The 15,220-nt window shown below is 44.9% G+C and carries 11 protein-coding genes; 8 read left to right on the top strand and 3 right to left on the bottom strand.

Features of this window, described 5'->3' with window-relative positions; translation table 11 throughout:
* Positions 1 to 136 precede the first annotated feature (136 nt).
* The 4 genes from KDM90_RS05190 (at position 137) to KDM90_RS05175 (ending at position 6,882) form a co-directional block, all read left to right on the top strand.
* Positions 137 to 1,201, top strand: a complete 1,065-nt coding sequence (locus KDM90_RS05190; protein WP_212674552.1) for an HD domain-containing phosphohydrolase — start codon at positions 137 to 139, stop codon at positions 1,199 to 1,201.
* Between the two features lie 103 nt (positions 1,202 to 1,304).
* Entirely contained in the window at positions 1,305 to 2,456 is a 1,152-nt protein-coding gene (locus tag KDM90_RS05185; protein WP_212674551.1) for an FIST signal transduction protein, read from the top strand.
* 46 nt (positions 2,457 to 2,502) lie between these two features.
* Positions 2,503 to 6,069 (top strand): PAS domain S-box protein, encoded by a 3,567-nt coding sequence (locus tag KDM90_RS05180; protein WP_212674550.1) that lies wholly within the window; start codon positions 2,503 to 2,505, stop codon positions 6,067 to 6,069.
* A gap of 117 nt (positions 6,070 to 6,186) precedes the next feature.
* Complete coding sequence (locus KDM90_RS05175; RefSeq protein ID WP_212674549.1) at positions 6,187 to 6,882, top strand: response regulator; 696 nt, start codon at positions 6,187 to 6,189, stop codon at positions 6,880 to 6,882.
* Positions 6,883 to 7,038: 156 nt separating this feature from the next.
* Here the strand turns inward: KDM90_RS05175 and KDM90_RS05170 are convergent, their stop codons facing one another.
* From KDM90_RS05170 to KDM90_RS05160, 3 genes are all read right to left on the bottom strand, one after another.
* Entirely contained in the window at positions 7,039 to 7,776 is a 738-nt protein-coding gene (locus KDM90_RS05170) for a hypothetical protein (RefSeq protein ID WP_212674548.1), read from the bottom strand.
* A gap of 17 nt (positions 7,777 to 7,793) precedes the next feature.
* Positions 7,794 to 8,654: a MipA/OmpV family protein gene (locus tag KDM90_RS05165; RefSeq protein WP_212674547.1), complete on the bottom strand. Its 861-nt coding sequence runs from the start codon at positions 8,652 to 8,654 to the stop codon at positions 7,794 to 7,796.
* A gap of 114 nt (positions 8,655 to 8,768) precedes the next feature.
* Positions 8,769 to 9,953 carry a hypothetical protein gene (locus KDM90_RS05160; protein ID WP_212674546.1) on the bottom strand — a complete coding sequence of 395 codons (1,185 nt, stop codon included), beginning with the start codon at positions 9,951 to 9,953 and terminating at the stop codon, positions 8,769 to 8,771.
* A 246-nt stretch (positions 9,954 to 10,199) separates the two neighbouring features.
* Between KDM90_RS05160 and KDM90_RS05155 the strand changes: the two genes are divergently transcribed.
* The 4 genes from KDM90_RS05155 to KDM90_RS05140 all read left to right on the top strand — a co-directional run bounded on the left by KDM90_RS05155 (position 10,200) and on the right by KDM90_RS05140 (position 15,214).
* The gene (locus KDM90_RS05155) at positions 10,200 to 11,540 is read left to right on the top strand and encodes an ATP-binding protein (protein WP_212674545.1); all 1,341 of its coding nucleotides are present in this window, start codon (positions 10,200 to 10,202) and stop codon (positions 11,538 to 11,540) included.
* 208 nt (positions 11,541 to 11,748) lie between these two features.
* On the top strand, positions 11,749 to 12,597 hold the full coding sequence (locus tag KDM90_RS05150; protein ID WP_230409625.1) for a DMT family transporter: 849 nt from the start codon (positions 11,749 to 11,751) through the stop codon (positions 12,595 to 12,597).
* 188 nt (positions 12,598 to 12,785) lie between these two features.
* Positions 12,786 to 12,932, top strand: coding sequence for a hypothetical protein (locus tag KDM90_RS05145; RefSeq protein ID WP_212675059.1), 147 nt, complete (start codon positions 12,786 to 12,788; stop codon positions 12,930 to 12,932).
* A gap of 122 nt (positions 12,933 to 13,054) precedes the next feature.
* Complete coding sequence (locus tag KDM90_RS05140; RefSeq protein WP_212674544.1) at positions 13,055 to 15,214, top strand: DUF1631 family protein; 2,160 nt, start codon at positions 13,055 to 13,057, stop codon at positions 15,212 to 15,214.
* Positions 15,215 to 15,220 lie beyond the last annotated feature (6 nt).

Below are 15,220 nucleotides of genomic sequence, written 5' to 3'. Positions count from 1 at the left end.
ATTGTCAAATTTTCTTAAATGTAACATTTCTGCATTTATGCCTTTAGCTTTGTAGCTGGAATACGTTACACTGGTTTCACCACAGCAATGCTTGTGGCAATTCCTGATGTGACAGTTTGAGGGCTGCGAAATGGAAATGCAGGTACTGGTCATTGATGATGCACAGATCAATGTAACGTTGCTATGTCGCTTGCTCGACAAGTTAGAACATTGTTCGTCCTTGAGTTTCCTCGAGCCAGAGCGGGCTCTGGAATGGTGTGAATCGCATATTCCTGACTTGGTTTTAGTCGATTACATGATGCCGAGCATGAATGGGATAGAGTTCATTCGTCGCTTTCGCGCTTTTCCTCGTTGTAAAGATATTCCAATTTTGATGATCACCGCGAATGACGAGGTTGCGTTGCGGTATGAGGCTCTCGAAGTGGGCGCGAATGATTTTCTGATCAAGCCAGTTGATCGCATAGAGTTTTTAGCTCGTACAAAGAATATGCTCACATTGCGTAGCCACCAACGGATGTTGGAAGACCGAGCTGAGTGGCTGAATGCCGAGGTGTTGAAAGCAACCGAGGAAATTCGGGCACGCGAACAAGAAACTATCTTACGTTTGTCAAAAGCCGCCGACTCGCGGGACCCTGAAACGGGAGCGCACATCGTCCGTATGGCCAATTATTCGCGTCTCATTGCCGAGCAGTTGGGTTGCTCCTTAGAAGAACAGCAAATGTTGTTGGAAGCAGCCCCGATGCATGATATCGGCAAGGTTGGCATTCCCGATCACATCCTATTGAAGCCTGGTAAGTTGACGCCTGAAGAGTTCAGTATTATGAAAAGTCATGCTCTTTTGGGATTTCAGATATTAGATGGAAGTGCCTCTTCGACATTGCAAATGGGTGCGCAGATTGCTTTATCACACCACGAAAAATATGACGGTAGTGGCTATCCACAAGGCTTGATTGGTACGCAGATACCTTTGGTCGCGCGTATCGTTGCCGTGGCCGATGTGTTTGACGCACTCACTTCGGAACGCCCTTATAAACCTGCTTGGCCGATTGAACAGGCCTTGGATTTGTTGCGAGAAGGGCGTGAAAAACACTTTGATCCTGAATGTGTGGATGCATTTCTCGCTCGTCTGACTGATGTCATGACGATACGTGAAAAGTATCAAGAAGATAAAGATGACCTCAAGCGATTTGGTTCCTATTAAGAGCCATTAATATTATCAAATTAGAACCAAAGAACCGCACTTGTAATTTACCTGTGATGCAAAAATTAGCCGAGATGCCTTCACTTTTTACATAGGACTATTTATGAAAATCGCACAAGTTGTACTTAACAATCTGGAGAGTGATGCGGATCGCTTAGCGAGTTTGGTGTCACTCGAGCCACAACTCGTTTTAGTCTTTGGTGCAGTCGAACATTTTGCAAATCCTTTGTTAGCCGAATTGCTGCAAAAACATTTTTCGTCAGCGCAAATTGTGGGATGTACAACGGCAGGTGAGATTGCTGGAAGTGCTGTATTGAATCATACGACGGTTGTAACGGCGATTCGATTTGCTTCCATCGCGTTTCAGGTTGCAACGGCCGAATTAGCGAATATGGAGCAGTCTTTTCAAACGGGTGAAGAACTCGCTCGCAAATTGCTTAGGCCCGATCTACGAGCTGCGATGGTGTTTGGCCAAGGCGTTAGTATTAACGGAAGTGCTTTGATCGATGGCATGGTGAGCCAATTAGGTCCAACGCTTCCGATCACAGGCGGACTTGCAGGTGATGATGGAGCCTTTGTGAAAACCTACACCATTTCCAATGCCGGTGTTTCAACTTCTCAAGTTGTCGGTATTGGCTTGGGCGGCGATGATTTGGTTTTTTATCACGGTAGTTTTGGGGGATGGAAGCCCTTTGGGCCGACCCGTAAGGTCACACGTTGTGTTGGAAATATCTTGTATGAACTCGATGGTGAGCCCGCTCTCGAGGTGTATAAGCGCTACCTTGGCGACTATGCCAAAGATCTTCCTGGTTCTGGTTTGTTGTTTCCTTTCGAAATGCTTACAGACGCCCGCGAATCTTTGGGACAAATACGGACTATCCTTGGGGTCAATGAAAGCGAGGGTAGCCTTGTCCTAGCCGGTGCGATTAACCCAGATGGTTACTTGCGGCTTATGCATGCACATACCAACGATTTGGTAGATGGCGCTGAAACCGCAGCGAACGCTGTTTTGGACGGTAAAAGCGCAGGCGCAGGACAGTCCTTGGGATTGCTCGTTAGTTGCGTCGGACGTAAGTTGGTGATGGGTGGCCGGGTTGATGAGGAATTGGAGGCAGTTCAGGATGTACTCGGTGATAGTACGGTGATTTGTGGATTTTATTCAAATGGGGAAATTAGTCCTGGCTACCAAGTACAAACTTGTGGATTGCATAATCAAACTATGACGATCACCTATTTGACAGAGAAGAATGCTTAGAATTTTGGTTGTTGGATTGCGTTATATGGGTAAAGGTTGAGGAAGAATGGCACACAAACTTGCAACGCGCCAATTCAAGCGTTTGTTGGGAATTCAAAATGAAGAACAACTTGCCCTTGTTCTGGACGAATTTGATCGTTTGAAAGAAGGTGAGCCACTGAGTGATCAGGCCTTGACTGTGGTACGCGGCATGCGGCAATTTTTTTCACAAGTTGAAGAAGCCTATGAACAAGCAGACCGTGATTTGGCGCTCGGCAAGCGTAGTTTAGAATTAAGTTCCGAAGAATTAACCAATGCAAACATCACTTTACGTCACGAAGCCGAGATGCGTCGTTCTGTCATGCAAACCTTGCGTGACACCACAAATGAAGTTCTAGCGCAACTAGGGAAACGTTTGGCCGATGAAGAAAGCCTTGAAAATCTCAGTACTTTACTTGCGGGATTAGTGGTCGAAATTCTGAATACGCGAAGCGAATTGCAAAATGCTTTGGCTGCAATTAAAAATCAACAGTTTGCACTGGATGAACATGCGATCGTGAGCATCACAAATGCTTCAGGTGACATAATTTATGCCAATGATAAATTCTGTGAGATTAGCCAATATGCTCGGGAGGAATTAATTGGCGTCAATCACCGAATCGTTAACTCCGCATTGCATAGTAAAGACTTTTTTCAGGGCATGTGGAATACGATTAGTAGTGGCAAGGTTTGGCACGGCGAGATTCGTAATCAGGCGAAGGACAAAAGTTTTTATTGGACGAATGCGACCATCGTTCCCTTCCTGGATGAAAATCAAATTCCCTATCAATTTATTTCAATTCGCACGGATATCACGCACGAACGTTTTTTAAAGGATGAAATCGCTTCACGCGAACGGCTACTCAAAAATATTATGAATACGTTGGGCGAAGGGGTATATACGCTTGATGCCGATGGCCGTTGTACCTTCGTCAATCCCGAGGCTGAAAAGATTTTGGGCTGGACCTTCGATGAAATGCGTGGACAAACTTTGCACGATTTGATTCATTCAATGACTTTGCATGGTGACCATGTCGATCGGGAAGACTGTCCAATTACGCACGCGGTAGGGCAAGGCGAGGTCTTCCGTTCCGATAATGAATACTTCCAGCATAAATCGGGGCGTCTGTTGCCGATCTCGATCGTCGCATCTCCCATTTTTGAAGACGGAAAGATTCTTGGATCGGTCGCGGCATTCCAAGATATTTCTGCGCGTCGCGCTGCCGATGAAGCGTTGCGGGAGAGTGAAAATAAACAACGTATGATGCTCGATAACGCAGCGGATGCGGTGTTTGTTGCTGGTAAGGATGAACGCTGGGCTTACGTGAATGATCTTGCAACCCAAATGCTGGGATATCAACGTGACGAACTGATAGGCATGAGCATTTATGATACTTTGCCAGAGACGCATCGCGAAGTCTCACGTCGGACATTTGCTGGTCAATTGGCCGAAAGTAAATTGATTCGTCAGGAAATTCGTTTGGTTAGGAAAGATGGCAAGCATGTTCCGGTTGAAATGAATGCGGCTTTGCTCCCAGATGGAAGTATTTATGGCTCTTGTCGTGACATCACGAGTCGCAAAGAATTTGAATCCGCATTGATTCAAGCGAAAATGGGTGCTGAATCTGCGAGTCGTGCGAAAAGTGAATTTCTCGCGACGATGAGCCATGAAATTCGAACACCGATGAATGGCATCATTGGAATGACAGAGTTGGCATTAGATACCGATTTGCAACCGCAACAGCGGGAGTATCTCGACTTGGTGAAGGTCTCTTCTCATGCCTTGCTGGGTATTATCAATGATATTTTGGATTTTTCTAAAATTGAGTCAGGTAAGCTGGTTCTTGAGAATATTGAATTTCCTTTGCGCGAGTTAATTGCGACGACATTAAAGTCATTGGCACTTCGCGCTGAAGAGCGCGATTTGGAATTGGTCTATCGTATCGATCCATCGATTCCAGATCTCTTAATTGGCGACCCAGGCAAGCTACGGCAAGTTTTAACAAACCTGGTCGGCAATGCCATTAAATTTAGTGAAAGCGGTGATATTTCTGTCGAAATAAATCGGGCCGGCGCTGAGTCGAATTTGGGTGAAATGCCGATTCTATTCTCGGTTAAAGATTGCGGGATCGGTATTCCAAAAGAAAAACTCGAGCATATTTTCGAGCCATTTAGTCAAGCTGATGCGTCGACGACCCGCAAATACGGTGGAACTGGATTGGGGCTTTCTATCTCCTCACGTTTAGTCCAAAGCATGCAAGGTGAGCTGCAAGTTGAAAGCGAATCGGGGCTTGGTAGTCGTTTCTACTTTAATGCGATTTTTGGGGTTAGTCGTGCAGAGAAACAATTCTCTGCGCCTATCGAATTTAAAGGAATGCGAGTTTTAGTCGTCGACGATAATGCGATTAATCGACAATATTTGTTGGATACGCTAATGAATTGGCAGATGTCGGTTCAGCTCGCCGACTCGGCAGCGAAGGGGATTCTGGTGGTCACAGAGATGCATGATAAGCATGCGCCAGCTGACCTAATATTGCTTGATGTTTGCATGCCTGAAATGGACGGCTTCTCATTTGTCGAGTCCTTGCAGAAGCAAGGCTTAGTTGGCACGACAAAGATACTGATGTTGTCATCGGCTGCAGGGCATGATGATGTACAACATTGCGAAGCACTTCAAATTGATGGCTATGTTCGGAAGCCGCTTAGTCAACAAGAATTACAGAGTTCCATTGACGCAATCATGCGCGGCTTGCCAAGCGGTGCGATGCATTACTCAGTCGTCGATCCTGCCCCCGTCGTTACTGCACGCGATAAATTGAATATTTTGTTAGTCGAAGACAATCTGATTAATCAGAGACTAGCGTTGTCATTATTGGAGAAATGGGGACACCACGCCGATGTCGCGGAGAACGGCATTGTTGGTATCGAAAAGTATCAGAGTCAAGCTTATGATTTAATCCTGATGGACATGCAGATGCCTGAAATGGGCGGGATTGAAGCCACGCAAATCATCCGCAGTCTCGAATCAAATGGACAGCATATCCCGATTATTGCGATGACGGCAAATGCCATGCCCGGCGATAGAGAGCGATGTTTAGAAGCGGGGATGGATCACTATCTTTCGAAACCGATCAAATCAGAGTCATTGCGTGAGTTGTTGTCGAGCCTCATGTCGACAAATCGAATTGAACGTCGGCCGTCAGAACCAGCGCAAACTATCGAATTGGAAGCGACCCCGCGAGCCACAGATGAATATGGTCTTAAATTTGATTTTTTTGCCGCAATTCACGAGGGTGACACCGAGGTTTTAGATATTATTGCCCCCATGTTTTTGGAGGGCTGCGACAAAATGACTGAAGAAGTGCAGCTTGCATTAGATCGACACGACGCCGAGTTGTTATATCGTAGCGCTCATACTCTGAAGGGACTGGTTGCGAATTTTAATGCTAGGCCGATAGAGGAACTTGCGCGTGCTTTGGAGCAAAAAGGCAAAAACGCGGATTTTTCTCGAACACCGATTATTTTTGAACAAGTCGTGAAGCAGATGCCCTCCTTAAAATCAGCAATCCGACGTTATTTGAAAATTGAAAATTGAAAATTGAAGATTGATGGTTTATTCCGTAGAGTTGAAATGATTTCTTGCAAATCCTTCTCCTGAATCGATTGCCGTAAATCCCGTTGCCTTATACAATCGCACGCAAGGAGAATTGCTATGTATCGTGTGATGTTAGTTGAGGATGATGAGCGTCTGGCAGAGCTTGTTATCGAGTATTTACAAGCGTATGAATTTACGGTTGATTTGGTTCCCCGCGGCGATTTGGCCCTGTCGCGATTTACTGAAAATCCACCGGACATGGTTGTTCTCGATTTGATGTTGCCGGGTATGGACGGAATGGTTGTATGCAGGCAAATTCGCGATATTAGCAAGGTTCCCATCTTGATCCTTACTGCGAGAGAAGATTCTTATGACGAGGTGTCAGCTTTAGAACAAGGAGCGGATGATTTCGTCAGCAAGCCTGTCCAACCGCGAATTTTGCTTGCTCGTTTGCGCGCTCTAGTAAGAAGAATCCCGAGTCAAAATGCTTCCTTAAAGACTGAAACAGAAAGTCTGAATTTTGGTAGCTTGCACATATCCCGCAGCGACCGAGTTGTGACATGGCGTCAGCAGGTGGTTGATTTATCGAATACAGAATTCAAATTATTGATGGTATTGGTTGAGGCGCCCGGCAAAGTACTTTCTCGCGATGACATTTTGAAGAAAATGCGTGGGATAGAATTTGATGGGCTAGACCGTAGTATCGATAATTTAATTTCTCGACTACGCCGCCGTTTTGACGATCAGCAGTCAGAAAAAATTAAGACAGTGTGGGGCGAGGGGTATTTGTTTTCGCCGTCCGCCTGGGATTAAATCTGCCGAAGGGAATTGTTTATTATTCCATTTGAGATCCAGCGAAAGCGAAACACTTTTGGATTTCTTGCGAATCGATAACTTCGCGTATTCTTCTTGACCGATACGAAATCTATCAAGAGCTTGGTGTTAATCGAACCCCATGGATGCGCATTTTTATTCAATTAAAGCGATCACGACCAACGGTGTCGTACGAGTGATGATTTGGCCTTTGTCACTCGCATTCGCAAACAGGTAATTCCCAGTTTTAAGATTGCTGGCGGTTTCGCTCCAGACTGCTGTATTGTCAGTGATTGTTAGAGTTTGAACAGCTTGATTGGTTTGTCGAATTTCAATTTGTGCGGCCTGATCTTTTTTCGCAAACGCAAATCGTACGCCAATACATTTTCTTCCAGTGCCAGTTGTCATGCCCATGTATGACTGAAATGCCAGTGTTTGCTCGCATGCAGTTCGTAGATCGGCAATCTCGTAGATACCATCAGCACGTAAGTTAATGCTTGTGCGAAATCGGAAACCTGCTTGTCCGGCTTTTTGATTCAAAACTAATTCTGCGTTTTCATCATAAGCTGCTTTTAAGAGGGGGAGGCTAGCACGTCCAATAGGATCCAAGCTTAAATCCAAGTGCGTACTTTTGCTAAGAATATGCAAGCGTAAACTCTCGATTGAGATGTTTTTATCTTTTGGGAAAACTTGCAGGTGCCATTGAATCAAATTCTTTGCCTTGCCAAATTTTTCGAACCACAACATGGATTTGTAAGCATCGCGATAGCTCATCCATTCCGCATCCTTTGCGCGTATAGCGTCGTCAGCTGACTGCGCTGCTGCAATGGATGCAGAAGATGCGAGTAAGATGGCAAGGAATTTTTGGCGTAAGGTCACGATGAGTAAATACAAGTTTTGTAGTTGATAAATTAAAAACGATAAGCGAGTGCAGTGGAAATCGAATAATTTGTCTTGCGATCTATTAATGGGCTAGCTTGTACTTCTTGTAGTCGGGACACATTCAGTTTCGAAGTGATTAACCAAGCTGAGCTTAAATTCCAGTTCCAGAAGATATCTGCGTGGTAGTCTTTAATTCCCCCACTTGCCGAATAAGCTGGATTAATGCTTCTTCCTGCTTCACTATCACTGACGCCAAAATAGCTTTGCGCATAGGCATCATTAACAAGGTTAACCCCAATACCAAAAGTTAATTGATGGTGGGGCGCAATATCTTTCAAGTGGTAACGCAAGTCGCTAGTCCAACGTAATCCTTTTTTATTATTACCCGCACCAGCTAAGAAAGTGTTTGTGAAACGCAGATTACTAGTCAATTGGCGATTATAAAAACCGCCCATCAACAAGCGAGTACGCAAATCATCCATACCAACCAGTTTGTTTGTGCTCTTTATCTGAGTTCTACCTGCACTTTCAGGTCCCACCAAACCGGATTGACTGTCATAGGCAACATGAATGCTATTTGAGGTTCCCGACGGGGTGCGATTTGGTTCCAGCGTGAGAATGGGGCCATACTCGACATCAAATTGGTTCGAAAGATGCCAGCCTGCACTCATACCTGCTAGAAACAAGCCATTACTCCATTGAATCTGTGCCACGGGCATCAAGGTTTGCTTATTTTTTATCGCACCTTCATATAACGGACGAGACAATATACCCAAGCCAACATACATATCATGACTGCCATCAGGCATCAGATTTTGTGCGGGGCTTTGTGCGTAAGCATTGCTACAGCTAGCCAATGCAACGGTAAAAAAAGCGTATATTTTTCTCATTGTTAAATCTCGGGATTGCTAGAAATGTTCTAAAGGTTTGACCATTTTACAATCGAGAAATACTTTCATGTTTGAATCGTGGCAATTTGGTGTAAATTTTGATCACAAATCGTATTAATGTGCTGGTACGATCACTTGGTTAAATTCGACTGTATCAGACGAACGGTCAATTTCACTGATGTAGTAAGGACGCGTGATATTCGCCGTACATAGATCGAGGGGGCCCGCTTGTCGAACGAAAAAGCTGACGTTGATGGCATGACTATCTCGCCAAACTCTGACATCTTGGAGTCCCGAACAACCCGAATTTCTCTCGCCAAGAAAAACGGCGATGATCATTTTTTTGTTGAAATCAACGATGGGTGATGCGCTGTTTGCATGTTGTTTCCAAAGCTGATGCCAGCTTGCTTGATCGCGAATCACTAATTGTTGTGCGATCTCTATGTCAGAGTTTTCTCCTGTCGCGATGGCGTTGTCTTGAATTAAATTAGCACTAACGTTTTTTAGATCGATCGGAAGTAAAATCTTTGGTAACTCGATCATTTGCATCGGGGTCGAGAAAGCCGCATCGTTGTTACACTTCTCTAGTGCAATTCTGTCCTCTCGAAAAAAATTTGCCCGTACTTGCTGGCCGTCGGATGTTAATTTCAAGAACCGGGTGATGCTGCATGAATTGGCAGTCTTGTAAAAAGTCGTGAGGGTCATGCTCGCGTTAAAATCAGGCACTAGCTGTGAGGCAGCTGGTTTCACGGTAAAAGCCCGCCAAAACTGATCCCAGCCAGCTTTATCTTTGATAAGTAACCAGTCAATATCCAAGCTAGTGTAAAAAGGAATGCTCAACACCTTGATCGGTAGTACGGTTAGCAATGGTTCTGGGATAGTCAATGCTTGCACGCTATGCTGTTTTCCTAAGCCTAAGTCCGTTTGATCGATATTGTCGACGATTGTTCTAAAAAGTTGACTCGCACTCACATCCTGGCAATGAAAACGAGGACCGGCAATGCTGTCGACATGACTGCACAGGAGATTTTGTGTTGTATTGCCATACAAGCTACGAGAGTAGGACGCATCGCTGCACGAGCCTGCTTTATCCCAAAGAACATACTTTTGATCGATTACCAACAAACGATTTTTGAATTCTGCACAGTTTGCCGTCTTTGCCATGGCGATAAATTCGTTTGTGGCAATCGGTGCAGGTGTCTGTCCGTTTTTGATTTGATATTCTGTCGTGCTGCCACCGCAGGCTGCCAAAGTGAGCAGGCTGACGATCGCAACAAGTTGCAATATGTTATTTCGCACAGACCGATCCTTTCAAAATATGACACGTCAATCATCTGTATTGTTATCTTAGAGGCGATCAGGTTTTGATTCATCCGCGAATTAAAGGGAATTTGTCTTCAATTTGTACAAAGCTTAAAAAATTTCCAAAAGGAAGAGAAATCCTGTAAAAAGATCCACGTTGGCCTAAGCATTCGATAAAATAAATAAGAAATCTTTATCATGGCGCCGAATGCCACTTGTTCATTTACATAGGAGTAGCTGGCATTGAATCGCCTGTTCTTACGTTTTTTGTTTCCAGTCTTACTGTCGATCGGATTCGCGACAGCGCTTGTTTACATTGTAGTGATAAGCCTGTTTGGCGATCCAATTGAGAAGAATGCGGAACATCAAGCTGCCCCACAGATTTTTTTGCTAGAACAATATATCGATAAAGCTGGAACCGACGAGTGGCTGGCGCGATTAAATAAGGTTCGAGAGGTTTCGCAAGTTCAATTTGAATTGATCCCAATGGGAATCGCCCTTGAAAAAATGGGGCGAGGTCAACGTGAAAAATTATTGCGCGGTGCAATTGTGATGGATGCCGCCAACAAGGCGTTTTATCGTCGAGTTGATTTGAATGGTGAGCGCTATATCGGTAGTGAAGAAGACGTACTGTCTGTGCAGAATTTGCCTATCGATTATTGGTTCAATGTGCAACTCGAAATTCTTCGGTTTGTGATTATCGCATTCGTCCTATTGATTCCCATTGCTTATTGGTCACGAGCTCACTGGCGAGATATTCAAGCATTGTCTAAAGTTGCCGCTGATATTGGCGAGGGTAAATTGAGAGCGCGCTCCAACATGGCGGAGCGCGCAAGTATTTATCCCTTGTCAGAAAAAATTAATCAAATGGCAGGCCGAATTGAGGAATTGTTGAGTGCGCAGAAGTCGCTCTTGCATTCGGTTTCGCATGAGTTGCGAACTCCAATTGCCCGCCTTGAATTTGCATTGGAGATTTTGCAGGAACAATTAATTTCGCAAGGTCATCATCAACAAGTAACGCGCATCGTAGCGATGCAGGATGATTTGGGTGAGTTGAACCAACTTGTCGCCGAGTTGTTGAACATGGCGAAGATTGATGCGCAAGATGCAATTCAAAAAGAATTTATTTCTTCGGACGAGCTGATGCATTTGAGTGTTCAACAATTGCCGCCAATTCCCGATCACATCGATCTACAAATTCAGAACCATTCCGCGCATGGTCTGATCTACGGGGATCAACGATTGTTACTACGTGCGATTCAAAACTTACTCAAAAACGCGATGAAATACGCAGATCAGCGGGTATTGTTGTCGCTTTCAAATAATACAATTTCGGTTGGACAAAATAAATCCACTCGGTATCTAATTGTCGTCGAGGATGATGGCGCTGGAATTCCAGAGTCAGAATATGACGCTATCTTTGAACCCTTTTACCGACTAGATCGTAGTCGAGACCGTGCGACAGGTGGTTTTGGACTCGGTCTGTCTATCGTAAAGCAAATTATCGCCCGACATGGCGGATTGGTGATCGTATCCCGTTCGAGTTTGGGCGGTGCCCGTTTTGAGATTCAATTACCGCAATGAATGGTGAAGACATGTATTGAAACCCAAACTTTCGATACTCGATTTCAAACTGAGCACGCACAATACTCGTTTCAATCTTCGTTCGAGATATCACTTTGGTAGTCTCGCAATGCGCCGTGACGGGAAGATGGGCATTATTTAAGGGAGTGATGTTTTGATTTTGATGAATGAAACGAGACGTAGACAGAATCAGCTTATTGGTCTCGGCATGGCAATCATTGGTGCAATTTTATTCTCCACCAAGGCGATCGTTGCCAAACTACTTTATCGCTATCAACTTGACGCCGTCACCGTCATCGCCTTTCGTATGTTGTTTTCATTGCCCGTTTTCGCATGTGTCGCGATTTGGCAGGCACGCCGGCATCCAAAATTAGATGCTATTGATCGATGGCGTCTCCTATTGCTCGGATTGCTTGGTTATTATTTGTCGAGTTTTCTCGACTTCCTTGGACTACAGTTTATCTCTGCCGGATTGGAGCGTTTAATTCTGTTCTTAACGCCATCTTTTGTCCTCACGATTCATGTAATTTGGTTCAAGCGTCGAGTGCGTTCGATCGAATTCTTGTCGTTGGGACTTGCATATTTAGGTATTGTTTTGGTTTTTATGCACGATCTTTCATTTCTTGGAACAAGTGTAGTGTTAGGTTCGGGCTTGGTATTGGGATCTGCCATTGCCTATGCGAGCTATCTAATACTTTCTGGAGAGATGGTTGCTCGGATCGGCCCACTTCGTTTGGTTTCTTATGCCATGTGCGTATCGAGCATTGCATGCCTATTGCAATTTGTTCTCCTCAAGCCTTTATCGACTTTGGTCCAACCGCAAGTCGTGTTGAGTTTATCTTTCGTGAACGCGATCGTCTGCACTGTTTTTCCAGTTTTTTTGACGATGTTTGCGATTCAAAGAATCGGCGCCGCGACCGCCTCTCAAGCAGGGATGATTGGGCCGGTCTCAACACTGATTTTGGGCGTTTTTATTTTGAATGAGCCAATCAGCGGCTGGCAAATTGTAGGGTCTTGCTTGGTGATGATCGGTATGTATTTGTTGAGCAAAAAATAAGAATTGGTATCGTGAAAGCGCGGAAATCCTGCGAATTTACCGAAATTCCTTTTATTTTGTTGATTTCGTCGTGGCTTCGTTCACAAATCGACATTCGACCCTAGTCGAATTGACACAAAACAACATATACTCTTCCCCTATGACGCTTACTTATCGGGGCGATTGGTAGTAATGATTAGGAATAATTTATGAGCGAAGAAAAGTCGAGTAAACCGATGCATGACACTTCTGATGATGGGAGTCCAAAGTTTGGTCGCCTTTTGCTCGTGTTGTTGTTTGCGGTAGCCTTGATCGTCGTGATTACTTTTGCTACGGAGGCATACCACACACGTTGATTTTGAAACCATCAACGACTTGGCCTCCAGACCTTTGATTGTCATCACAAAACATAAATATGGACACGATCCCATTCATCCCTGAGATTCAGGCTACAACCAAGAGAAATTCCGCGAGATCAATGACGGCTGCCGGGAAAAAAGCAGAGTCGTCGAATGCTGCGCGACTGTTAATCTTGCAAAACATGGTGCCGCTTGCAACTAATTTGGTTTCGTCACAATTGGAAGGTTTTTCGACGCGATTAGCTGACGAGCTTTTTAAGTTATCGGATCAGTCAATTCGACCTGATGAAGCCAAAATTAGTTTTGAAGCACATCAATTGGTGATGCGTAATAGCACGGCGTTTTATCGCTTGGTCGCGGGTCAAATTAACGCGGCTTTGAGTAAAGAAGTCAGTGTTTTCAATACAAAAAAGCGGACAAGAAGGGATGACGCACAACTCGATACTACGGCGCAGACCTATGAACAAATGGAAGCAAAGATCTTGCTTCGTAATGCGAGTCAGGCTTTAGAAGTCCTAAATGCCGAGCCGTTGGTGTTGCTGAATACTTTGATTGGGCGTATTTTGAATCGTATGCCCATCGATGTGAGCCAGAATCCTTTTCGACCAGAGATTTTTGTCGATGCGGTGCATCGTGCATGGATAGAGTTAGATCCGGATCCAGCGACGCATTTACTTGTACTAAGACTTTTGCAGCCATCTATTTTCTTGCAACTGACTCCAATTTTGGAGGAAATTAATGAAGAATTGATGGCACGAGGGATTCATCCTGAAAGTGAAATTGCGAGCGAGTCTTCGCATGCGGGAGCGACTTATTTACCGGCACAAAAATTCTTTAGCCTTGACCCTTATTTGCAAGATAAACTTCGCCGGGTTTTTTCCGGTCAAATCGAATTAGCTCACAGCGATCCGCATTTCGATTTACATAGTTTGGCGCAAGTCAGTGACACCTTGACCAATCAGCTCGATCTGGAGGCTGACGAGGAAGATGCCGACAAAGCCAGCGTCGATCAGCATTTTTTTGCTGACTTGTTGGAGATGCAGAAGCGGATTGCGCAGCAAGAAACAACACACGCCCACTATGAATCGCGATTGCACAAAGTATTGCACGCAGGTTCGGCGCAAAAATTGAGCGTGGTTGAACGAAATACCATCGAATTGCTCGCGCGAATATTTGATTATATTTTTGCGGATCAAAGTTTAGGTGATGATATTAAGTGTATGGTGGGACAATTGCAGATTCCAATCGTTCGAGTAGCACTATTGGATCGTGACTTTTTTTTCCGCGAAAATCATCCAGCGAGAATTTTGCTGGATATGCTGGGAAATTCAGGCATTTTGCTCGATCAAGAAGCGAGTGAATCTGATCCACTCTTGGGTCTAATTGGAGATGTGGTTGAACGAGTCCAAACCGAATTCGATGAGCAAATTGATCTGTTTTCTGATGTGGTATCTGATCTCGAAAGTTATTTGAAAGACGAAGAGCAGCGCGCTCAGGAGGCGATAAGTCAGCCTGTTCAGACAGCGTTGAGTGAAGAGAAGATGCGAATCGCGCGGGAATTTGCTGAACACGATGTCGCTATTCGTGTCGAGACAGGCGAAGTTGCCGGATTTTTAGAAGTCTTTTTACAGGAGCAGTGGATACGTATTTTGACCATTGCTCACAGCGTGAAGGATGAAAAGCCCCACGCTTTGGAAAACGCTTTGAAAACGATGGATGATTTGATTTGGAGTTTAAAGCCCAAAAATAGTCCTGAAGAACGTAAAGAGTTAATTTCCAAGCTACCTTCGATGTTGACCTTATTGAATGCTTGGCTGAATGCGATTCGCTGGGATGAGCCAGATCGAGTACTATTTTTTTCCAAATTGGCGGAACGTCATGCAGCGATGGCACGTGCACCACTGGAGTTGTCGCCGAGGCGTCAATTGGAAATCGCCGTCAACATCGCACAGCGAGCGAGCAATCGACGTTTGGATCGTTTTGCACAAGAGAAGGTCGTGCAGGAAGACGATGAGGCAATGAAACAAGTTGCTGCACTTGAAACGGGGATGTGGCTAGACTTCAATGAAGAGGATGGTCAAGTGACTCGCTTTAAGCTCGCGTGGATTAGTCCAAAACGAAGTAGTTTTATATTTGCAAATCGGTTGGGCGACCAAGCCTTCTCGATCTCCGCAGCGGACTTGGAAGCTCGCTACCGCTCTGGAACAGCGACAACTTTGCTGGCGAATTCGTTGATTGACCGCGCATTGACGTATGCGTTACGTGATTTGGCGATCTAGTCGACC

Source organism: Affinundibacterium fentianense (assembly GCF_018139545.1).
In the GTDB taxonomy this organism is placed as follows: Bacteria; Pseudomonadota; Gammaproteobacteria; order Burkholderiales; family Burkholderiaceae_D; genus Undibacterium; species Undibacterium fentianense.
The sequence above is the reverse complement of the archived record's forward strand: the minus strand, read 5'-3'. Positions and strand labels throughout refer to the sequence as shown.

What these genes read in the sequence shown, in the direction of transcription:
- KDM90_RS05190 (WP_212674552.1), top strand. Translation starts at nt 137, where the DNA reads ATGCAGGTACTGGTCATTGATGATGCACAGATCAATGTAACGTTGCTA.
- KDM90_RS05185 (WP_212674551.1), top strand. Translation starts at nt 1,305, where the DNA reads ATGAAAATCGCACAAGTTGTACTTAACAATCTGGAGAGTGATGCGGAT.
- KDM90_RS05180 (WP_212674550.1), top strand. Translation starts at nt 2,503, where the DNA reads ATGGCACACAAACTTGCAACGCGCCAATTCAAGCGTTTGTTGGGAATT.
- KDM90_RS05175 (WP_212674549.1), top strand. Translation starts at nt 6,187, where the DNA reads ATGTATCGTGTGATGTTAGTTGAGGATGATGAGCGTCTGGCAGAGCTT.
- KDM90_RS05165 (WP_212674547.1), bottom strand. Translation starts at nt 8,654, where the DNA reads ATGAGAAAAATATACGCTTTTTTTACCGTTGCATTGGCTAGCTGTAGC.
- KDM90_RS05150 (WP_230409625.1), top strand. Translation starts at nt 11,749, where the DNA reads ATGGCAATCATTGGTGCAATTTTATTCTCCACCAAGGCGATCGTTGCC.
- KDM90_RS05145 (WP_212675059.1), top strand. Translation starts at nt 12,786, where the DNA reads ATGAGCGAAGAAAAGTCGAGTAAACCGATGCATGACACTTCTGATGAT.
- KDM90_RS05140 (WP_212674544.1), top strand. Translation starts at nt 13,055, where the DNA reads ATGACGGCTGCCGGGAAAAAAGCAGAGTCGTCGAATGCTGCGCGACTG.